Below are 20,614 nucleotides of genomic sequence, written 5' to 3'. Positions count from 1 at the left end.
CGAAACTAGCTGCCTTCTTGCGTAGACGACGCTCTAGCTTCGTGCGGGGATCGTCCGGCAAGTGACATGAAACCGAAACAGGATGGCATGTGGCGCCGACGCAAGAATGTTGCGGGCGATCACCGGCGGAAAGTTACGAAACGGCAGGCCGCCTAAGTGCCCCCGTTCGGGTTATACTTCAACACAAAGAGAATCTGATGAGGCCACAACAGCAGAATAGGCGCATGCGCGGTCGTAATAACAACAATAATAATAACAGCAATAATAACAATAACAGCAACAACAACCGCAAGGGACCGAACCCGCTCACGCGCAACTATGAGAGCAACGGTCCTGATGTAAAGATCCGTGGCTCCGCGCAGCAGATCGCCGAAAAATACACCACTCTGGCGCGAGACGCGCACAGCTCCGGCGACCGGGTGATGGCCGAAAACTATCTCCAGCACGCTGAGCATTACAATCGTATCATTGCCGCCGCCATGGCGCAGATGCCGATCCAGCAGCAGCAACAGAGCCGCGACGAGTTCGATTCCGACATGGATGACGAGCGCGACGACGATATGGGCGGCAACAACTTTGCCGAGGCTCCGGCCCAGCAGGTTCACGTCCAGCCGCAGTCGCAGCCGGTTGTCAGTGGCTCCGGCCCGCAGCCCGATATCGAAGGCACGCCGGCCGAGGTCGCCCTCAATCCGGAAGCTGCCGGTGAAGTCCAGCCGCGTGAAGGCCGCCGCGAGCGCCGCCCCCGCAATGAGGGCCGTCGTCCCGAACGTCGCCAGCCCGACCAGCAGGTAGAACCCCAGCAGGTTGAAGCCGTGCAGGTCGAGGTCGTACTGCCTGAAGCGGCACCTGCACCTGCGCCTGTCGAGGCACAGCCCGTCGTGGCAGCCGAAGGCGAGGTGGAAGTTCCACGCCGCAGCCGCCGTCCGCGCCGTGGCGAACGCGCCCGCACCGAAGGCGATGCCGTGACAGAAGGCGAAACGCCCGCTGCCGACACCGGACTTGCCGTCGTCGAGAGCTAAAGCTGCCGGGCAACCGGAACATCGTGAAACAGTTGAAAACGGCGGGGAGAAATCTTCGCCGTTTTTTTGTTTTTTGACTTCGATCAATACGCCTTGAGGGATATCGTCCTACTCACCATATCACGCTCAGTTGGGTCCGGCCCTTTTGGGCGGGTCCGTCACCTTGAGCCTAACCGGTGCCGCCAAGCGGGCCGGGTACGGAATGGAGACATAGAATGAACCTTGAGAAATACTCCGAGCGCGTCCGCGGCTTCATCCAGTCCGCCCAGACGATGGCGCTTTCGCGCAACCACCAGCAGTTCACCCCCGAACATATCCTCAAAGTCCTTGTCGATGACGACGAAGGCCTTGCCGCGTCGTTGATCGAACGCGCCGGCGGCCGCGCCAACGACGCCAAGCTTGGCGTCGAGGCAGCGCTCGATGCGTTGCCGAAGGTCGAGGGCGGCAACGGCCAGCTCTACATGGCCCAGCCGCTCGCCAAGGTGTTTTCGACAGCCGAGGACCTGGCCAAGAAGGCCGGTGACAGTTTTGTCACCGTCGAGCGTCTGCTGACCGCACTCGCCGTCGAGAAGTCGGCCAAGACCTCCGAAATCCTCGCCAAGGCGGGCGTCACCGCGCAGGCGCTCAATGCCGCGATCAATGAAATCCGCAAGGGCCGTACCGCCGACTCGGCAACTGCCGAGCAGGGTTACGATGCCTTGAAGAAATACGCCCGCGACCTGACGGCGGATGCCCGTGCCGGCAAGCTCGATCCGGTCATCGGCCGCGACGATGAGATCCGCCGCACCATCCAGGTCCTGTCGCGCCGCACCAAGAACAATCCGGTGCTGATCGGCGAACCGGGCGTCGGCAAGACCGCCATCGCCGAGGGCCTTGCATCGCGCATCGTCAATGGCGACGTGCCGGAATCGCTGAAGGACAAGCAACTGATGGCGCTCGACATGGGCGCGCTGATTGCTGGCGCGAAGTATCGCGGCGAGTTCGAGGAGCGGCTGAAGGCCGTGCTTTCGGAAGTCACCGCGGCTGCCGGCGGCATCATTTTGTTCATCGACGAGATGCACACGCTGGTTGGCGCTGGCAAGGCTGATGGCGCGATGGACGCGTCCAACCTTCTGAAGCCGGCACTTGCGCGCGGCGAGCTGCATTGCGTTGGCGCGACCACGCTTGAAGAGTACCGCAAGCATGTCGAAAAGGACGCCGCCCTTGCCCGCCGATTCCAGCCGGTCTTCGTTTCGGAGCCGACGGTCGAAGACACCATCTCGATCCTGCGCGGCCTGAAGGAGAAATACGAACAGCACCACAAGGTTCGCATCTCGGACTCCGCGCTGGTTGCAGCCGCCACGATGTCCAACCGCTACATCACCGACCGCTTCCTGCCCGACAAGGCGATCGACCTGATCGATGAGGCAGGCTCGCGGCTGCGTATGCAGATCGATTCCAAGCCCGAGGCCCTCGACGAGATCGACCGCCGCATCATGCAGCTGAAGATCGAGCGCGAAGCGCTCAAGATCGAAAAGGATGACGCCTCCCGCGATCGTCTCGAACGGCTCGAAAAGGAACTGGCCGGGCTTGAGGAAGAGTCGACCCAGGTGACCAGCCAGTGGATGTCGGAGAAGGAAAAGCTCGGGCTTGCCGCCGACCTCAAGGGCAAGCTTGAAGAAGCGCGCAACGAACTTGCCATCGCGCAGCGCAAGGGCGAGTTCCAGAAGGCGGGCGAGCTTGCCTATGGCCGCATCCCCGAACTCGAAAAGAAGCTCGTCGAGGCCGAAGCACTCGAAGGCCGCGGCACCATGGTCGAAGAGACCGTGACGCCCGAGCATATCGGCCATGTCGTGTCGCGCTGGACCGGTATTCCGGTCGACAAGATGCTGGCAGGCGAGCGCGAGAAGCTGTTGCGCATGGAAGACGAGATCGGCGTTCGCGTCGTCGGCCAGGGCGAAGCCGTGCAGGCCGTGTCCAAGGCGGTGCGGCGTGCCCGTGCTGGGCTGCAGGACCCGAACCGGCCGATCGGCTCGTTCATGTTCCTGGGGCCGACGGGCGTCGGCAAGACCGAACTGACCAAGGCGCTCGCCGACTATCTCTTCGACGACGAGCATGCGCTGGTGCGTATCGACATGTCCGAGTTCATGGAAAAGCATTCCGTGGCCCGGCTGATCGGCGCGCCTCCAGGCTATGTCGGCTACGAGGAAGGCGGTACGCTGACTGAAGCCGTGCGCCGCAGGCCTTACCAGGTGATCCTGTTCGACGAGATCGAAAAAGCGCATCCCGATGTCTTCAACGTGCTGCTTCAGGTGCTCGATGACGGCCGCCTGACCGATGGTCAGGGCCGCACCGTCGACTTCCGCAACACGCTGATCATCATGACCTCCAACCTCGGCGCCGAATATCTGGTGGCGCTCGGCGAGGGCGAGGATGTCGACAAGGTCCGCGACGATGTCATGGGCGTGGTCAAGAGCGCGTTCAGGCCCGAATTCCTGAACCGCGTCGACGAGATCATCCTGTTCCATCGCCTGCGTCGTCAGGACATGGGCAAGATCGTCGAGATCCAGCTCAAGCGCCTCGAAAAGCTGTTGTCCGACCGCAAGATCACGCTGTCGCTCGACAAGGATGCGATCGATTGGCTGGCGCACAAGGGTTACGACCCGGCCTATGGCGCGCGTCCGCTCAAGCGCGTCATGCAAAAGGAGCTGCAGGACCCGCTCGCCGAGAAGATCCTGCTTGGCGACATCCTCGACGGCTCGACCGTCAAGATCACGGCGGGCTCGGACCGGCTCAACTTCCGCTCCAAGCCGACTGTAGTGACGGAAGCCGCGGCCTAGGTGGCTGGGTCTTCGACCCCCACTCCGTCTCGGCTTCGCCTCGACACCTCTCCCCCGTTCGACGGGGGAGAGGAAGCACGGCATCCGGGCTTGGCGCCCTTCCTCGCCCCCGTCGAACGGGGGAGAGGTGCCGAGCGTAGCGAGGCGGAGTGGGGGTCGACTATCTTTCCATGGCGGTGACATGACCCTCGACGAATACAACGGCTTCTGCGCCTCGCTGCCTCACACCACCCATGTGGTGCAATGGGGCGGCGCCCATGTCTGGAAGGTCGGCGGCAAGGTCTTTGCCATCGGCGGCTGGAGCGGCGGCGAAGCGCTCGCCATCACGTTCAAGTGCTCCGAGATGACGTTTGACATCCTCAAGGAGCAGCCCGGGCTCAGGCCCGCACCATACCTTGCCTCGCGCGGCATGACGTGGATCCAGCGCCAGACCGGCGACAGCATGGATGGGGACGGCCTCAAGGACTACCTCCGCGAAAGCCACCGGCTGATCGCGGCAAAGCTTCCCAAGGCAACGCGCAAGCAGCTTGGCTTTCCAGTATAGAACACGGCCATTTTCATGCCCCGTTCATGTTGGAAGGGTTAGCAGATCGTTATTTGATGACGGTGGATAATCATCATGATTCCACCGGGGTCGCCTTGGGGGCGGTCGGGATATCGGAGATATTTGGGGACCATGTTGCGCAAGATCATTGTGCTTTCGGCCATGGCGACCGGGCTGTCGGCGCTCCAGGCAATGGCTGCCGTCGCACCTGTCGAAGGGCGCTTCGAACCGCGCCGCGTGGTGACTGATCCGCAGGCGATCCGTCTCGCGCAGGACACCGACGTCGAGATATTCTATGACGGTCGCGGCAACCGCGTGCTCGTCGACCCCTATACCGGCAAGGTCATTGCCGTGCAGCCACCGGAGACCCAATACAATCGCCAGGCGCTGCGGCGAGAACTGCGCCGCCAGCAACTGCAACAGGATTACCGCCAGGGCGACGAGTTGCTCGGCCCGGTACAGAATGGCGGTTACTCCGACGACGCGCCTGCCATGCCGTCCGAGCCTTTTGGCGGCGGCGACGATTATTACCGCAACGATCCCAACGCCTTTCCCGAGGCGCCGGGCCAGCAGCTTGTCGAGCGCGAGCCGTTGCCCAACTCAGATGACCAGTTGGCGCTTCCTGAAAACCCGATGCGATCGGGTGGCGGCGCGTCCATCGAGCCGTCCATCGGCGTCAAGGGCCGCGAGGATGTGGCGGGCCTGCAGATCCTGCTCGATCGTGCGGGTGCTTCGCCTGGTGTCATCGACGGACGCTTCGGCTCCAATGTCGACAAGGCGCTCGCAGCCTATAACGAGATGACCGGCACCAGCCTCAAATCGACCGACGCCGCTGGCATCAAGCAGGCGCTGCTTGAGACCGGCGGCGACGCGTTCGGCTCCTACACCATCACGCCGGAAGATGCGGCCGGCCCGTATGTCGCGTCGATTCCCACCGACTACAGCGAAAAGGCAATGCTCGAGCGCATGTCCTTCACCTCGGTCACCGAAATGCTGGCCGAGCGTTTCCACATGGACGAGACCTATCTCAAGGCGCTCAATCCGGAGGCCAATTTCAACCGGCCCGGCACCATCGTCAAAGTCGCCAATTTCGGCAAGCTGGTGAACAAGCAGGTCGCGCGCATCGTCGCCGACAAGGGGCTGAAACAGGTCCGCGCCTATGATGAGGCCGGCAGACTGGTCGCGGCCTATCCGGCGACGATCGGGTCAGGCGACACGCCGTCGCCGACGGGCATCCACGCGGTGTCGCGGATCGCGCTCGATCCCAACTACACCTACAACCCGAAGATCAATTTCAAGCAGGGCGAAAACGATAAGGTCCTGACCATCCCGCCGGGGCCGAACGGCCCTGTCGGTTCGGTCTGGATCGCCTTGGACAAGCCGACCTACGGCATCCACGGCACGCCCGACCCATCCAAGATCGGCAAGACCGAAAGCCATGGCTGCGTGCGCCTGACCAACTGGGATGCGCGCGAACTCGCCAAGATCGTCAAGGCAGGCGTGCCGGTCGAGTTCATCGAATAGGGGAAGCGGTGCTGATGCTGGGCCGCAGCCTGATCAGGGCTCGGTAACGAGCCCCATGATCGCATACACCAGGGCCACGTTGGCGAGCAGGATAAGGGCTGAGTAGGCGATTGCCGCTTTGCTGATTTCGGTCATGAGTTGCCTTTGTTGGGGCGCTTTTGCCGCTTGTTCTCGCTCTCTGATTATGTTGGAGCGTAACCAGCCGTTATGGTGGGGGCAACCCACATCGCATCACGTTATTCTGATGTTCCCCACGGAGTGCGGACGCGCGCGCCAGAGGCAGGCCTGCGCCATCCATCTCACAGCTGGTCGTTGTAGGGTTCTTTCATCTGGCCCACCATTCGGGCCAGTGCGGAGAATGAGGGGATATCCGCCTCGGGCTGACAGCGGTTGGCCAGTTCCAGCAATCTGATGGGGAAGTTGATGGCGTCGCGGTTGGACGACGACATGCCGTCGGATCGCTCCTCGGCTGTTTCGCTCGCTTCGGCCCTGCGCAAGGCGATGTCGATTTCCTCGGCAGTCAGCACGCCCTTGCGGACAAGCACATGATTGATCGATGCAATGGCCATCAACAGGCCTTCGAGTTGCAGGTTCGCGACGTTCATTGATCTGGCTCCCATTCGCTACACAAACGCGCGAAGGGCAGATGCGATCCAGACGGCAGAGTAACGACGGCTGGTTCCCGTTTTGCCTTCTCGCGGCCGCCCACCTTCCGCCTCTGTTGGCGCTCATATGCCTGGCTTGGCTACGAGAGGCTGCGGACACCCATGCCTGAAGAAATGGAAGTCGACACCGACAAGTTGCATGAGGCGATCCACGAGGAAGTGGAAAGGGAAGGCGGCACGCTGCTGCGCACGATCGCGCTGACGACGGCGTTGTTTGCGGCATTGGCGGCGGTCGCTTCGCTGCTTGCCGGCAGCACTGTCAATGAAGCACTCGCACTCAAGACCGAAGCGACGCAGTTGCAGGCGCAGGCGTCCGACCAATGGGCCTATTATCAGGCCAAGGGCATCAAGGCCGTTGTCCTGGAGTCTCAAAAGGAAATGCAGGCGAGCGCGGACAAACCCGCTTCGCCCGACCTCGACAAGAACCTCGTGCGCTACAAGAGCGAACAGCAGGACGCGCAGAAAAAGGCCCAGGAACTCGAGCGCCAGCGCGACGAGAAGGGGGCGGACGCCGACCTTCTGATCCATCAGCACCACTATTTCGCCTACGCGGTAGCGATGCTTCAGGTGGCGATTGCGCTGGGCGCGGTAGCCGCATTGACCCGCAAACGCCTGGCTTGGCTCGGTTCGACGGTGCTTGGCCTCATCGGCGCTGGTTTTTTCCTGTGGGCAATGCTTGCGAGTTGAAGTGCCGAGGTGCACGGCCCAGGCATGAGGGTTCGCCTCGCTGCCGGCAGCTTCCAGCAGGCCTTTTCAGCGATTTCCCGGCGTGCTTGCAGTTCGCTATTGGCTCCATCAAAAATTTGCGCCTAATCTGGCGAAATTGGCGCCGCATCGCGCGTCGACGCCATCGTCCACGCGCGGATTGCTCGTCAGGTCTTGAACAGGGAATTTGCCACGCCGCCTCGACATTAACCGCTCTTCTTCCACGAGCATTGCAGCGTTCCAACTGAAGCCGGCCGCCGCGCCTGGCTTGCATAGAGAGGGCAGTAGGACAATGTCATCGTTCATGCGTTCGGCGCCGCGGGCGGCGGTGCTCTGGATACCCAGCCTGTTCCTCAGCCGCGTCGCCTTTGCACAGGAGGCGCCGACGCCACATCCGGTGGCGACTGAACATCTGCCGTTCTTCATCACCGCGCCCGGGCAAAGCGATACCCTCTTCACCATCACGGTCATTTTCTTGCTGGTGACGGTGCTTGTCGTCGGCAATTTGTACTTCCAGCTTCATGCCATGCCCGAGCGCATGGCGCATCGCACCAGCAAGGTGCAGATGGAGCTTGTCGCGGTCCTGGCGCTGATTTCGCTGTTCACGCACAACCACGCGTTCTGGATCGCGGCCCTGCTGCTGGCCTTTATCGAGTTTCCGGACTTCTCGACGCCAATGACCTCGATCGCCGCGTCGCTGGAAAAACTCGCGGGAAAACACGGGCTCGACGAGCCGGCGACGAGCTCAGCGCCAAGCGCCGACCCTCCCAGGCTTGCCGAGACACCGGAACCGGCAAAGCGCGATCCCCATCACGTGGAGCCGGCGATGGCCCTCAACCCGACGCCAAACGCCGACACGTCGAAAGAAGGGAGCTGAGCCATGCTTGAGTTGATGCTCTGCTCCTTGCTCACGGTCTTCCCGGACTATCTCTTCCGCCGCTACGGCCAGGGCAAGCGGATCGGCCGCGAGATCACCCTTTATTCCATGTGGTACGAACTGCGCTGGGGCATCACCGCCTGCCTGCTGCTGACGGTTTCGCTGATCACGCTCATCTTTTATTTCCACCCCTCCACCACAAACGTCACCGCCGTCTTCCGCACGGTCACGATCCTGCCCGAGACCGGCGGCCGTGTTGCCGAGGTGTTTGTTGGCATCAACCAGAAGGTCGAGGCTGGCGCACCGCTTTTCCGGCTCGATAGCTCCCAGCAGGAGGCAGCACTTGAGACGGACCGGCGACAAATCGCCGAGGTCGACGCCGGGATCACGGTGGCCAAAACCGAACTAGCGGCGGCCGACGGGGTGATCAAGCAGGCGCAAGGCGCCTTTGCGCAGGCCCTGGACGAACTCGAGACCAAGACGCTGCTTCGCGAGCGCAACAAGGACGTCGTGGCAACGCGCGAGATCGAGCGTCTGCAAGTCGTCGTCGATGGCAGGCAAGGTGCGGTCGACGCCGCGGTTGCCAACAAGCAGACGCTGGAGACGAAGATCACCTCGCTGCTGCCCGCCCAGAAGGCGAGTGCTGAGGCAGCTCTTGCCCAGGCGCAGATCGAGCTCGACAAGATGCTCATCCGCGCCGGGGTCACAGGCACTGTCCAGCAATTCACGCTCAGGCCGGGCGACGTCGTCAATCCGATGCTGCGGCCGGCGGGCATCCTCGTTCCGGCCGAAGGCGGTCGGGTCGCGCTCATCGCTGGTTTCGGGCAGATCGAGGCGCAGGTGATGAAAGTCGGCATGATCGCCGAGGCCACCTGCATCGGCAAGCCCTACACCATCATCCCGATGGTGGTGACCCAGGTCCAGGATGTCATCGCCGCCGGCCAGATCCGGCCGACGGACCAGCTCATCGATGTCCAGCAGATAGCACGCACGGGAACGATCACCGTGTTTCTGGAGCCGCTTTTCCCTGGCCAACTCGAAGGTGTTCCGCCGGGCGGCAGCTGCATCGCCAATGCCTATACCAACAATCACGACGCACTGGCCGACCCGAACCTGAGCACGCCGCGCTGGCTGTTCCTGCATGTGGTGGACACTGTCGGGCTGGTCCACGCCATGATCCTGCGGATGCAGGCCGTGCTGCTTCCAGTGCAGACGCTGGTCTTCGGCGGACACTGAGGGGCGTCAGTATCGCGAGCTGGCGCGATCTTTCTGCGCCGACCCGGTTCGGTTCACGACCGGCTACACGATCTTCGTGACGTCTCGTCCATTTTGCGGACAGTCGGCGAAGACAGAGGCCCAGTATTTGCGGCGTTGAACACGGAGCATACGCAACCTTGTCACCAAAGACGTATTTCGATGTTTCATGTCAGCGGAGAGGAGCACGCCATGGTCAGTTGGATTCGCCTGTTTGCGGCTGGTAGCTTGCCAATGATGCCGACGATCGCGCACGCGGAGATGTTGAAGTTTCAGTGCAGCTTGTACACGGAGGCCCCGATAGCGGTCACGGTTGATGACCAGGCAAAGACCGTGACTGTGGAAGGAAAAGACCACGACCTTGGCGGTCTTTTCAAGGTCCTCAAGATTACGAAGGAAGGGGTATGGTTGATCGCGCACGAGTCGAATGACGATGAAGAAAGTTTAAAGATCGCTTTGCTTGAGCGTTCAAGCGTCAGCACTACCGGGAGAGGCGGTGTATTGCGGACAACCGTAATTGGCTATGGAGCGGAACCCGGCGTGAATGCCCCACCCAGTGGGGTGTGCTGGGAGCAAACGCCACAGACAAAGCCCTGAATTTCTGGAAACGCCGTCGAAGGGCGGTTCGCAGGTGTTCCGCCTGGCGGCGGTCACAGTCGTAGCAATGCGACCAAGCCATGCTATAGGTGGGTTTCCCATCCACAGTCCGTGGCGGCCTGCCGCCCAAAAGGAGACCATGTCTAGTTCCGATGGCAGTATGTCCGATTTGCTCGGAATACTCGCCGTACTTCTACTCGTTGCCGCGAACGGCTTTTTCGTCGCGGCGGAATTTTCTCTCGTTGCAGTCCGCCGCAGCCGGGTGACCGAACTGGTCAACGCAGGCAGGCACAACGCCTCCGCCTTGAAGCGCGCCGTCGACAATCTCGACGCCAACCTTGCGGCTACCCAGCTTGGTATCACCATATCGTCGCTTGCACTGGGTTGGGTCGGCGAACCCGCACTCGCCCATCTGATAGAGCCATTGCTGAGCGCGTTGCCGGGTTCGCTTGCAACGGCAGGCTCCCATGCGATCGCTGTCGCGATCGCCTTCATCATCATCACCACGCTGCACATCGTTCTTGGTGAACTCGCGCCCAAGAGCCTCGCCCTTCAGCGCAGCGAAAGCACGGCACTTTGGGTCGTGCGTCCGCTCGGTCTGTTTTTGCTTTTGCTGAGGCCGGCAATCATCGCGCTCAACGGTCTTGGCAATCTCGTCCTGCGGCTTTGCGGTCTGCGGCCTGGGACCGGAGAGGGCTCGCTGCATTCGCCTGAAGAGCTGAAGCTGCTCGTCGCGGCGAGCCAGGAGGCGGGACTGCTGCATCAGGCCCAGCAGGAGGTCGTTGATCGCGTCTTCAACATCGGCAACCGGCGCATCGCCGACATCATGACGCCGCGCCGCGACGTCGATTGGATCGACGCCGATGACAGTGCCGAGGAGATGTTGCGGACAATTCGCGAATGCCGCCACGAGCAGCTGCTTGTCGGCCGCGGCGATGTCGATGAGCCGCTGGGCATGATCTTGAAGAAGGACCTGCTCGAGCAGGTCCTCGACGGCAAGGCCCTCGATCCGATGGCGGTGATCCGCCAGCCCGTCACGGTTCACGAAGCGACGTCGATCTTCCGCGTGCTCGAACAGTTCAAGAAGGCGCCGGTGCGCCTGGCGATCGTCATCGACGAATATGGCAGCCTGGAAGGCATCGTCACGCAGACCGATCTGCTCGAAGCCATCGCTGGCGACCTGCCTGGCGTGGAAGGCGAGGAAGCCGACATCGTCGTGCGCGAAGATGGCTCGCTTCTGATCGACGGCATGATGCTGGCGCACGATGCGTTTGCGAGCCTCGGTTTCCGATCAGGTTCGGCGGAAGGTGATTTTCACACCATCGCCGGTTTTGCCCTGGCGCAACTCGGCCATCTGCCTGAAGCCGGCGAAACCTTCGACTATGAGGGCTGGCGCTTCGAGATCGTCGACATGGACGGAAAGCGGATCGACAAGCTGCTTGCCCGCCGGTGGGCGGGGACTGAATGATGCGTCCGACAGTGCAGGAAGTTGCGGCGGCCTTGCACGCTCCACAGATGCTGTCCGGCTTCCGCCCGGCAATGGCTGTTGCGCCTATGTCTGCCGCGCCGGTTCGGCGTGGCCGATGACGCGGCCGACATTTGGATGTTGGGACCTGATATCTCGCTCCAACTGGTCGACGGCGGCATGCGCCTCCGTCACCGGCATGGCCGGCGGAAGCCTGCAATGAAAGTTCACGATCAGTCCAATGCTCGTTTGGCGGATCCGAACATTGTGGACGTCCTTCACAACCCCACCTTGAGCCGCAGATGCGATCAAAGAGCGCTCGATGTCGCGATGCTCCTCGCTTGAAGGCGCACCGCCATCCAGCCATTCGGCCGTCTTGGGTTCGATATGGGTGTCTATCTCGGTATCTTTCCCGACTTCCTGGCGGATCGCCGCCTCAAGGTCGCTCGCGACCGCATGCGCTTCATCGAGGCTGAGGTTGGCATCCACCTCGATGTCCAGGCTGATCGACAGCCCCTTGCCGACACGCTGCACGGTCAGCCGGTGGATGGCAGCGCCCCGGTTCGCCGCGATGATGCGAACCTGCGTTTCAATGCTCTCGTCGTCCACCGACCGGGATTCGGTCTCGACAGTCACTTCGGCGTTCGCAAACTCCTCATGCACGGCGCGGACGACGTCAGTTTTGACGCCGGCGAGGCGCTCGGGCGGCAGCGCGCGGCTGACGGCAACGAGCAATTCGATGAACGGCGTCGCGCCGGCCATGCGTACCCTTATGCGTTCGACAGCAATGACGTCGGCAACCTTGTTCACCGCCGAAAGGATTGTCGCATCGGCACCCTCAGGCGCTGCATCGACCAGCGAAGCGAAGGAGCGGCGGCCAAGCTTGACCGCGGCCACGACAATGAAGCAGGCGACGATCAGCGCGGCGATGGCGTCCGCCGAAAGATAGCCAAAGGTGACGAACACCATGCCGATGAGCACGACACCGGAGGCGAGCATGTCGGACAGGAAATGCAACGCGTCCGCCTCGAGTGCCGGGCTGCCGGTCGCCTTGGCAACCCGGCGCAGCGCCCGGACCCGCCAGAAATCGACAATGATCGACACCACCAGCACCGCGATCGCGATGGGCGCTGCCTCGATCTGATGCGGTTCGCCAAACAGGCGTTTTATCGCCTCATAACCGATCCAGCCGGCCGCGACGAACAGCAGCAGAACCTCGAAGAGAGCGGCCATGCTCTCCATCTTGCCGTAGCCGTAGTGGTGAACTTCATCGGCCGGTTTGTTGCTGACGCGCACGGCCCACCAGGTGACAAGGGTCGCGACAAAATCCGACGAGGAATGGACGCCTTCCGAGATGAGGCCGATACTGCCGGTCATGAAGCCGATCGCGAATTTCGCGATGGCCAGAAAAGCGCTCGACAGCATCGAGATGAGCGCGACCTGTTCTTTTTCTTTCTGCATGGAACGTCTCTTTTTCGGACAAGCGGTGACATTGGCTGTCGTTTGCCTGGAGGTTGATCGACCTCGGTCTTGCAGAGCCGGTGAACACCGGCCGGGCGCGCCACGCGGCTTGCGCGAGCATGTTGACGCGCTCCCGCGCCTAGGCGGTTGCTACTCCCCGATAGGCTGCCAAGTAATATCAAATCTGTAAAAAGTCAATGATTACAATTGCTTGCTGTTGAGAGCCATTTGCATGTACGCGGGCAGACGCCCCGTTCATCCACGTTGCCTGAACCAGCAGATTGCTCGAGCCGGCAACTGCCAACGGCGAGATGTCATCGCAACAGGTCGCGGCGCCCGATGCCAGGCTCGGGCGCCCCGACGCAACGGCTAAGCTGGCGCCTTGGCCAAAGTCTCCAGATTGGTGCGCAGCCCATAGATCGGTTGCTGCAGGATTGCTGCGACGCCTGGTATCGACAGGATCTGGTCGAGGTGCCTGTTGAGCGCCGGCATGCCGGCAGCAACGATGGTGGCGAGCGCACCACGTCCTCCTGCTGGAAGCTGCGCGGCAAGGCCGCCGATCTTGTCCAGTTGCGCTTGCGCATCCTGGAGCTTGGGCAGGGCGGTCTCGGCGGTCGCCGCATCCCTGACACCATTCAACGAGCTGTTCAGCAGATCGAGCGCCGAACTGGTCTGGTTTGCAATCTCGGTTCCACCGGGCACGCCCTTGAGCACCGTCAATGCCTGGGTGGCGCTGGCCGCCATGTTGCCTGGGACAACAGATGCTGTCGTTTCCGGGGAGACCATCTGCTGGGTGTCGGCTCCAGCCTGCTCCCGGACGGGCGGTGTCGTCCTATGGCCGAGCATCCACCAGCCGCCGGCCAGAACGAGCGCTGCCGGGATGACCCAATATGCCCAGTTCATCGACGATGCCGTGGTCGCGCGCGAAGCCTGCTGAGCGGCGAAGGTTGCGGTTTGCGCCGCCGAGCTTGCGGCTCGGGTGGTCTGGCCGGCTATGCCTGCAATATCGCCGAGCAGGCCTGATCCTTTCAGGAGATCGGCAAAGCCCGCAGGCATTGCAGCCTGGATGTTGTTTTTCTGCGAATTCAGCATCTGGGCCAGGCCGGATGCATCAAGATTGCCGGCATTGGCCTGCTTTGCCAATGCGCCGGTCACCACGGGGGCAAGAAGTCCCAGCAAGGACGAGGACGCGCCGGGGTCGACGCCGGCAAATCTGGATATCGTGCTGGCAAGCGTTTGCGTGGTCGAGCCTCCGAAAAGCGACGAGACCATATTCAGCCCGTTTTCTTCGAGTGTCCTTTGGCCTGACCCGCCGAGCACACCGGCCAAGCTGTCCACAATGCCGGGCGACTGTTGCGACACCACATCGTAGAGCTTGCGCGCTCCATCAGGTGTGGCGGCCACCTTGGTGAACCCTCCCAGCAATGCGGGTACCGCTGCTGAGGCGACCTTCTGGGTCGCGCTGGCGTCCAGGCCGAAAACAGACGCGATCCTGCTGATCATGTCTGGCGTCAGGGACTGCATTACGAGCGAGATGAGATTTGTTGCCACGATGTCCTGCTCCTGTATTGGGAGTGTAGGGGACCTCGGCGATCATGATTGCACGGGGAACCGCCGTGGTCGGGCTATTGGACGGCTAAGTCCAGCCGTCGAGCTTACCAGCCGTGGGGTCGTATCACCAGTTGTATTTAAGCAATGTCTAATTAGACCTGGTGGCAGTGCTCGCGCGGGGCCAAGGCTATCCATGGAAGCCGTCAGCAACCCACGTACCGCGGCCGGTCTTTGAACGAATGGCTGAGGTTGATGGTCGAGGCCTTGAACCCAGCTCGCCGAGATGCCGCGTGATGCATGAGAGCAGGCGTGGAGAGGTTTTCCACGGCGGGGATCGTTTGGGCGTTTTCTTGGGAGCATTCCCTTTACCGTCTCATTCCTTCGCACCCCCCTCTGGCCTGCCGGCCATCTCCCCCACAAGGAGGGAGATCAGGCCGCCATCGGCGCCCCAGCTAATCACCAGCTTTCCCTGCGACTTTGCAGAATGAGCGCCGCCGTCGGAGCGACTAATCTCCCTCCTTGTGGGGGAGATGGCCGGCAGGCCAGAGGGGGGTGCGAAGGATATCAACGTTGAAGATTTGCTTCATAAAGCACCTTCAGCTGTCACCATCTGTCAGCAACCACCGTGGATAAACCGCCCCCGTTTCTCCACGCCCTCAAAACCTCCCGTATCATTCTCCTCGCGTTCTTCCACGGGACCCCGGTGCGCACCGGGCATCGGGGGGAAGCGCCGGTGCCGGGCTGGCAGGGGGTCGGTTCTCCTGCTGGGTGATGAGCCCCCAAGCCCGGGCCTTGCGGCGGCTGGCGGCGCGAAAGCGTTGAGGCGACTGAGCGGGGCAAGAACACCGGGCGGGGCGCGAACGTCGCGCCACTAACTTACAATAGGACGGCACGGCCTCGCGCCCCGCTTCCCGAACTTTTCCAGGCAATGGCCAGACCGGAAACGGGGCGTGGCGGCGGATAGGCCTGGTTTCTTCTCCCCGTAACCGGGGCGAGGGACAAGTTCTGGCTCCGCGAAATCGTTGCCTTTGTGACTTCACGCGCAACCTTCTCGCACATAGTCTCAACCCATGGACACATCCGACATCCAGCCTGCCCAAAACAGCCGCGTCTTTTGCCCGCCCGAGGCGCGGCGCTACGTGCTGGTTTCGGCGATCCTGGCTTCGAGCATGGGTTTCATCGACGGCACCGTGGTGTCGCTCGCCATGCCGGTCATCCGCGCCGACCTCGGTGCGTCGCTCGTCGATGCGCAATGGATCAGCAACGGCTACATGCTGTTTTTATCGGCGCTGGTTCTGCTTGGCGGTGCCGCCGGCGACGTCTTTGGCGTCCGCAACATCTTCGCCACCGGCATCTTGCTGTTCATGGTCACGTCGGCGGCCTGTGCTGTCGCCGTCGATGCCGAGATGCTGATCATCACGCGCGCCGCCCAAGGGGTCGGCGCGGCACTGATGGTGCCCGGCAGCCTTGCCATCATCGCAAAATCCTATCCGACAGAAACGCGCGGCAAGGCGATCGGCCAATGGGCGGCGTTCTCGTCGCTGACCACCGCCATGGGACCGTTCGTCGGCGGCATGGTGCTGTCGTTCGGTGCCGAATGGATGTGGCGGCTGATCTTCGCCATCAACGTGCCGATCGGGCTTGTCGCGCTCGGCATGATCTTTGCCAAGGTGCCGCGCGACCGGCCGTCCGCGAAGCGCAAGCTCGACATCACAGGGGCGATCCTGGCGACCGTCGGCCTCGGCCTGATGGCCTGGGGGCTGACCGCCTTCGGCCTGCCCGCCGAAGCCAGAATTGTATCGCCATGGGCTTGGATCGCACTTGGTTCGGCGGTCTTCGCCGGCTTCATCATCTGGGAGAAGTGGACGCGGGCGCCGATGGTCAAGCTCGAGCTGTTTGCCTCGCGCGCCTTTACCGGCGCCAATCTCTACACGCTGATCCTGTTTTTCGCCTTCAATGCGGTGCTGTTTTTCCTGCCGATGACAGTCGTTTCGGGCTGGGGCGTCAAGGAGTGGGAGGCGAGCCTGTTGTTCTTGCCGCTGTCGCTGTTCATCGCCGGCCTGTCGAGCTATTCGGGCAGGCTGGCCGACGCCATCGGGCCACGCTGGCCACTGACAATAGGTGCCGCGATCGTCGGCATCTCTTATGTGGGCCTCGCGCTCACCATGCCGCTGATGATGCTGTGGCAGGTGACGTTCCCGATCCTGCTGCTCAAGGGCCTCGGCATGGCGATCGTGGTGTCTCCGGTTTCAGCCGCGGTGATGCGGGCGACGCCCGAAGAAGACACCGGCCTCGCCTCGGGCATCAATAACGCACTCGCGCGCGCCGCCGGCCTGATGGCGGTCGCCTCGCTCGGTGCCGTCGCCGGCGTCGTCTTCGCCGAGGTTTTGGGGACGGCAGCACCTGGTGCGGAGTTCGGCGCTTTTGTCACGACGCCGCTCGATGCGGCCGCCGAGACGCTCAGGGTATCGGCCAGCAACGGCGCGTTTTCGGCGATTGCCGCCATTTCGGCCGCGATGTGTTTTGTGGCGGCAGCGGTCGCCTGGCTCACCCAGCCGTCGTGGAAAAGGGCCGACGAAAAGCCCGGGACAAGCGTGCAGACTGGCACGGATTGATACAATTGTATGAGCTGCGCTAGCACCTTGTTAAGGCTTTGGCGGCATGTCTTTGATGTTGAAAAAAGGCGGAAATCATGTCGGCAATCGATAAGCGTCGGCACCAGGGCTTGGGCGAGACAACGCCGTGGAGCACCGCCATCTGGCGAGGATATATGCCCTACGGAATCTGGCTGCTGCTGTGTGTCGTCCTGTTTGCGATAGACACGCAGGTCAACCTCTTTGAGCGGCTCTATCAGCTCACGCGCACATACGAAGCGTGGCAGCTGGATGAAATGCTGTCGCTGCTGCTTTGCGCCGGTATCGTGGCTCTTGTCATGCTCGCCATTCGCACCCGGCAGCTCTCCCGCGAGATCGCGCGGCGCGAGGCGGCGGAGCGCCTTGCCCATGACACCGCGCGTCACGACCCGCTGACCGGTCTCGCCAATCGCCGCCGTTTCCGCGAGGAGATCCACGCGTCGATCGGGCGATCGGACAAGTCGCCGTCCAGCTGTGCGGTGATCTACATCGACCTGGATGGGTTCAAGCCGGTCAACGACAGGCATGGCCATGCCGCCGGCGATATCGTGCTGGTCGAGGTGGCGCAGCGGATTGCATCTGCAGCGCCCAAGGGAGCGACAGTTGCCCGTCTCGGTGGCGACGAGTTCGGCGTGGTGTTGCACGATGTGAGCAATCCCGAGGCGCTGCTTTTCCTCGGGCAACGGCTCCAGCGCGATATTGCCAAGCCTATTGAAATGGACACGCTGCAACTGATCGTCGGTGCCACGATCGGCATCGCGGTCTTCCCGGACGACGGGGGTGATCCAGAAGCCCTGATCGCGGCCGCCGACCGGGCCATGTACATCGCCAAGCGGGCCAAATACGACGCCCTTGCAAGTGACGGCGTCGTGAATACAAGCATCGCGAGCTGAACTTAGCCGCTGGCCTTTGCGGTGCTCGCCACCTTCAGCGCGTCTTTGTTTTCGTCCTTGAGCAGATCGTCGATGCGCTCGCGCTCGCGCTTGAAGGCTGTCAGTTCCTCGCCGCTCAGTGCGCGCCCGGTGGGCAGGCGCACGCGCATCGGGTCGACCTTGGTGCCGTTGACGATCAACTCGTAGTGCAGATGTGCCCCCGTCGACAGGCCGGTGGTGCCGACATAACCGATGACCTGGCCCTGGCGGACGCGCGCGCCCGGAACGACCTCGCCAGCGATGCGGCTCTGGTGATTGTAGGATGTCTCGTAGCCATTGGTGTGGCGGATGATCGTCTGCTTGCCGTAACCGCCGGCCCAGCCTGCTTTTTCGACCACGCCGTTGCCGGAGGCGATGATCGGCGTGCCGGTGGGGGCTGCCCAATCGACGCCGGTGTGCATTTTGACGTAACCGAGGATCGGGTGCTTGCGGCCGCCGAAGCCGGAGCGGAACCTGCCGTTGGGCAATGGGTTGCGCAGCAGGAACTGGCGCGCGCTGCGGCCATCCTCGTCGAAATAGTCGACCGCGCCATCGCCCATCTGGAAACGGTAGAAGTTGCGGGTGTTGCCGCCGAAATTCGCCGAGACATAAAGCAGCTCGGAATCGTCGGATGCCTTGTCGTCGCCGTCGGGCTGCGAGAAGAACACCTCGATGCGGTCGGATGGATTGAGCCGCGACTGGAAGTCAACATCGGAACTCAAAAGCCTGACCAGCTTCTTGGTCATGTCCTGCGACATGCCGTAGGAATAGGCCGCGCGATAGATGCCGTCATAGACCGTGGGCAACGCACCGCGTGACGTCGACACCCTTGGCGTGTCGTCGAAGGCGGTGGCGATTTCGGGGTTCGGCTCCGGCTCGTCGCCCGGTACGAACTGGTTGCGGTCGTCGAGCGCGATGGTCAGGATATGCTGGGTGCGGTCGTAGACGCTGGTGCGCACGATCTTGCCGACATCGCCGCGAACTTCGAGGCCGATGCGCAGCACGGTGCCGGCTTTGAGTGCCGTGGCGTTGAGCAGGCGCGAGATTGCGTTCGCCATGCCCAGGGCATCTTCGCCGGCATAGCCTGAGTCAGCCAGCGCATCGACGATCTTGCGGTCTTTTTCGAAGGCGATGATGTCTTCGGCATAAGAAAGTGTCTCGGGATCGACGTCGGCGCGGGACGAGACCGAGACATTCTCCGGCACGATCTTGATGCCATAGGAGCCGGCCAGCGTCTGGTCGGCGAAGGCGTCGCCGAAACGCTGCGGGTCGACATAGTGCAGTGACGCCACCTGGATATCGCCTTCGGTCAGGTCGCCGCCGGCGTCGCGGACAACCTTTTCGACCTCATTGGCGGAAAGGGCCGAGGTTTCGTCGAAAGTTGCGGTCTCCACGGGGAAGTCGACAGTCTTGAGGCTCATCTCGCTCTCGACCTTGACGCCGTAGATCTGGCCGGTTGCGGCGGCGGTGGCCGCCGGCTGTGCGGGGCCGTCTTCGGCAAAGACCGTCAGGGGATCGAAGGCCGGGTAGCTGCGTGTGGTCGGGTGGCTTGCGGCCAGCGCCATCTTGATCTGCACGAAGGGCATGGTGCGGATCACGTCGCGGTCGCCCTGCTTGGTGACCATCGACACTTCCATGCGCCGCCGGTCCTTGGCCTTGGCGATCTGGCGCAGCGGCGCAAGGCGCGTGGTCTTGGCTTTCTGGCCGGCGTCGCCGCCTGCGGCAAGCGTTGCCAGTTCGGCGATCTCGGGTGGGGTCGCAAGCTGCTCGCGGCCGTCAAGCGCGGCGAAAAGTGCCACGCCCATCAAGACCGAAGATGTCACGCCGGTGAGGAAGGTGCCTGAGAGCCAACGCGCAGAGACCTCGCGACGGTCCGGGGGACCGGCGCGGCCATCCGCTATAAGCGGCGGCTCATTGCCGAGCTCGGCTATGGTCTGGTCCGTATCCTGCATCAAGTACGGTGAATATCCCCGACGCTTGGCGCCCGCTTGTTTTTAGGTGCCAAGACATTTGCCTGTCATGGCGTTGCAAGTCAACGAACCGCGATCCGTCAGCCTGCCCCTCTCTTATATATGGGTGGCGCGTACAGACTCATTCCGCGCCAAGGCCGCTTCGAGACATCTGCGCGCATTGGGGCGGGAATAGGGCTTCACCAGCAGCAGGGCAACTTTGTCCCACTCTATATATGGGGGACGAAAGAGCGACCGACGGGCGGTGCTCTATATATATATATATATGGCGGCATCGGCAGCCGGAGAGAGCAGGGGTCTTGCCGGTGCCGAGCGCGCCGCGGGCCATGCCGGTGAATCGGCCCTCAATCATTCTTGTCGGTCGATTTTCGCGCTGGGGCGCGCTGTGTTTTTGTGTCCGATTCTTGTTGTCTGGCGTGGTTTCCCGTTTTGCGGACGGTTTGGGTGCTGGTTTTCGCGTTGGGATTGAATGTGTTGGGCGGGCGGCGGTTGTTGTTGGCTGAGTTTTGGTCGGGGTGGTGGGGATGTTGGGTGGGGTTAACTTTTGCTTCCGCAGGGTTTGCAAGGGGTGTGGGATTGGGTTGGTTGTTTGTCGCAAAAAATTCGCAAAAGTTGGAAA

The 20,614-nt window shown here is 62.4% G+C and carries 16 protein-coding genes; 11 read left to right on the top strand and 5 right to left on the bottom strand.

Annotation, left to right across the window (positions count from 1 at the left end; all coding sequences use genetic code 11):
* Nucleotides 1–224 precede the first annotated feature (224 nt).
* From AC1RTB_RS23050 to AC1RTB_RS23035, 4 genes are all read left to right on the top strand, one after another.
* Entirely contained in the window at nt 225–1,019 is a 795-nt protein-coding gene (locus tag AC1RTB_RS23050) for a DUF4167 domain-containing protein (RefSeq protein ID WP_492881488.1), read from the top strand.
* A 215-nt stretch (nt 1,020–1,234) separates the two neighbouring features.
* Nucleotides 1,235–3,838 (top strand): ATP-dependent chaperone ClpB, encoded by a 2,604-nt coding sequence (clpB, locus tag AC1RTB_RS23045; protein ID WP_492881487.1) that lies wholly within the window; start codon nt 1,235–1,237, stop codon nt 3,836–3,838.
* A 181-nt stretch (nt 3,839–4,019) separates the two neighbouring features.
* Nucleotides 4,020–4,382, top strand: coding sequence for an MmcQ/YjbR family DNA-binding protein (locus AC1RTB_RS23040; protein ID WP_492881486.1), 363 nt, complete (start codon nt 4,020–4,022; stop codon nt 4,380–4,382).
* Between the two features lie 132 nt (nt 4,383–4,514).
* A complete protein-coding gene (locus AC1RTB_RS23035) occupies nt 4,515–5,906 on the top strand; it encodes a L,D-transpeptidase family protein (protein ID WP_492881485.1) in 1,392 nt (463 codons plus the stop codon).
* Between the two features lie 299 nt (nt 5,907–6,205).
* Here the strand turns inward: AC1RTB_RS23035 and AC1RTB_RS23030 are convergent, their stop codons facing one another.
* On the bottom strand, nt 6,206–6,511 hold the full coding sequence (locus AC1RTB_RS23030; protein ID WP_492881484.1) for a hypothetical protein: 306 nt from the start codon (nt 6,509–6,511) through the stop codon (nt 6,206–6,208).
* Between the two features lie 162 nt (nt 6,512–6,673).
* Between AC1RTB_RS23030 and AC1RTB_RS23025 the strand changes: the two genes are divergently transcribed.
* The 5 genes from AC1RTB_RS23025 to AC1RTB_RS23005 all read left to right on the top strand — a co-directional run bounded on the left by AC1RTB_RS23025 (nt 6,674) and on the right by AC1RTB_RS23005 (nt 11,472).
* On the top strand, nt 6,674–7,258 hold the full coding sequence (locus AC1RTB_RS23025) for a DUF4337 domain-containing protein (protein WP_492881483.1): 585 nt from the start codon (nt 6,674–6,676) through the stop codon (nt 7,256–7,258).
* A 310-nt stretch (nt 7,259–7,568) separates the two neighbouring features.
* Nucleotides 7,569–8,153, top strand: a complete 585-nt coding sequence (locus AC1RTB_RS23020) for a hypothetical protein (RefSeq protein WP_492881482.1) — start codon at nt 7,569–7,571, stop codon at nt 8,151–8,153.
* 3 nt (nt 8,154–8,156) lie between these two features.
* Entirely contained in the window at nt 8,157–9,389 is a 1,233-nt protein-coding gene (locus AC1RTB_RS23015; protein WP_492881481.1) for an HlyD family secretion protein, read from the top strand.
* A gap of 210 nt (nt 9,390–9,599) precedes the next feature.
* Nucleotides 9,600–10,004 (top strand): hypothetical protein, encoded by a 405-nt coding sequence (locus AC1RTB_RS23010; protein WP_492881480.1) that lies wholly within the window; start codon nt 9,600–9,602, stop codon nt 10,002–10,004.
* A 139-nt stretch (nt 10,005–10,143) separates the two neighbouring features.
* The gene (locus AC1RTB_RS23005; RefSeq protein WP_492881479.1) at nt 10,144–11,472 is read left to right on the top strand and encodes a hemolysin family protein; all 1,329 of its coding nucleotides are present in this window, start codon (nt 10,144–10,146) and stop codon (nt 11,470–11,472) included.
* A gap of 84 nt (nt 11,473–11,556) precedes the next feature.
* On the opposite strand, the gene AC1RTB_RS23000 is transcribed toward AC1RTB_RS23005, so the two are convergent.
* Nucleotides 11,557–12,930, bottom strand: a complete 1,374-nt coding sequence (locus AC1RTB_RS23000; RefSeq protein ID WP_492881478.1) for a cation-efflux pump — start codon at nt 12,928–12,930, stop codon at nt 11,557–11,559.
* A 369-nt stretch (nt 12,931–13,299) separates the two neighbouring features.
* Nucleotides 13,300–14,481 (bottom strand): DUF937 domain-containing protein, encoded by a 1,182-nt coding sequence (locus AC1RTB_RS22995; protein WP_492881477.1) that lies wholly within the window; start codon nt 14,479–14,481, stop codon nt 13,300–13,302.
* A 1,070-nt stretch (nt 14,482–15,551) separates the two neighbouring features.
* Here AC1RTB_RS22995 and AC1RTB_RS22990 point away from each other — a divergent pair.
* Together AC1RTB_RS22990 and AC1RTB_RS22985 are read left to right on the top strand one after the other, a co-directional pair.
* Nucleotides 15,552–17,096 carry an MFS transporter gene (locus AC1RTB_RS22990; RefSeq protein ID WP_492881476.1) on the top strand — a complete coding sequence of 515 codons (1,545 nt, stop codon included), beginning with the start codon at nt 15,552–15,554 and terminating at the stop codon, nt 17,094–17,096.
* Nucleotides 17,097–17,173: 77 nt separating this feature from the next.
* A complete protein-coding gene (locus AC1RTB_RS22985; RefSeq protein ID WP_492881475.1) occupies nt 17,174–18,007 on the top strand; it encodes a diguanylate cyclase domain-containing protein in 834 nt (277 codons plus the stop codon).
* A 2-nt stretch (nt 18,008–18,009) separates the two neighbouring features.
* Here the strand turns inward: AC1RTB_RS22985 and AC1RTB_RS22980 are convergent, their stop codons facing one another.
* Nucleotides 18,010–19,977, bottom strand: coding sequence for a M23 family metallopeptidase (locus tag AC1RTB_RS22980; RefSeq protein ID WP_492881589.1), 1,968 nt, complete (start codon nt 19,975–19,977; stop codon nt 18,010–18,012).
* 362 nt (nt 19,978–20,339) lie between these two features.
* A partial coding sequence (locus AC1RTB_RS22975; protein ID WP_492881474.1) for a hypothetical protein occupies nt 20,340–20,614 on the bottom strand: 275 nt, incomplete at its 5' end.

The sequence above is a fragment of the Aminobacter sp. GW821-FHT11F06 genome (genome assembly GCF_058808215.1).
Note: the sequence above shows the minus strand (reverse complement) of the source record. Positions and strands in the feature narration are given on the sequence as shown.

Bases quoted from the DNA above. Each gene is read 5' to 3' on its own strand.
- AC1RTB_RS23020 (WP_492881482.1), top strand. From the start codon at position 7,569: ATGTCATCGTTCATGCGTTCGGCGCCGCGGGCGGCGGTGCTCTGGATA.
- AC1RTB_RS23050 (WP_492881488.1), top strand. From the start codon at position 225: ATGCGCGGTCGTAATAACAACAATAATAATAACAGCAATAATAACAAT.
- AC1RTB_RS23025 (WP_492881483.1), top strand. From the start codon at position 6,674: ATGCCTGAAGAAATGGAAGTCGACACCGACAAGTTGCATGAGGCGATC.
- AC1RTB_RS23030 (WP_492881484.1), bottom strand. From the start codon at position 6,511: ATGAACGTCGCGAACCTGCAACTCGAAGGCCTGTTGATGGCCATTGCA.
- AC1RTB_RS23010 (WP_492881480.1), top strand. From the start codon at position 9,600: ATGGTCAGTTGGATTCGCCTGTTTGCGGCTGGTAGCTTGCCAATGATG.
- AC1RTB_RS22980 (WP_492881589.1), bottom strand. From the start codon at position 19,977: ATGCAGGATACGGACCAGACCATAGCCGAGCTCGGCAATGAGCCGCCG.
- AC1RTB_RS23035 (WP_492881485.1), top strand. From the start codon at position 4,515: ATGTTGCGCAAGATCATTGTGCTTTCGGCCATGGCGACCGGGCTGTCG.
- AC1RTB_RS22990 (WP_492881476.1), top strand. From the start codon at position 15,552: ATGGACACATCCGACATCCAGCCTGCCCAAAACAGCCGCGTCTTTTGC.
- AC1RTB_RS23005 (WP_492881479.1), top strand. From the start codon at position 10,144: ATGTCTAGTTCCGATGGCAGTATGTCCGATTTGCTCGGAATACTCGCC.
- clpB (WP_492881487.1), top strand. From the start codon at position 1,235: ATGAACCTTGAGAAATACTCCGAGCGCGTCCGCGGCTTCATCCAGTCC.
- AC1RTB_RS23040 (WP_492881486.1), top strand. From the start codon at position 4,020: ATGACCCTCGACGAATACAACGGCTTCTGCGCCTCGCTGCCTCACACC.
- AC1RTB_RS23015 (WP_492881481.1), top strand. From the start codon at position 8,157: ATGCTTGAGTTGATGCTCTGCTCCTTGCTCACGGTCTTCCCGGACTAT.
- AC1RTB_RS23000 (WP_492881478.1), bottom strand. From the start codon at position 12,930: ATGCAGAAAGAAAAAGAACAGGTCGCGCTCATCTCGATGCTGTCGAGC.
- AC1RTB_RS22985 (WP_492881475.1), top strand. From the start codon at position 17,174: ATGTCGGCAATCGATAAGCGTCGGCACCAGGGCTTGGGCGAGACAACG.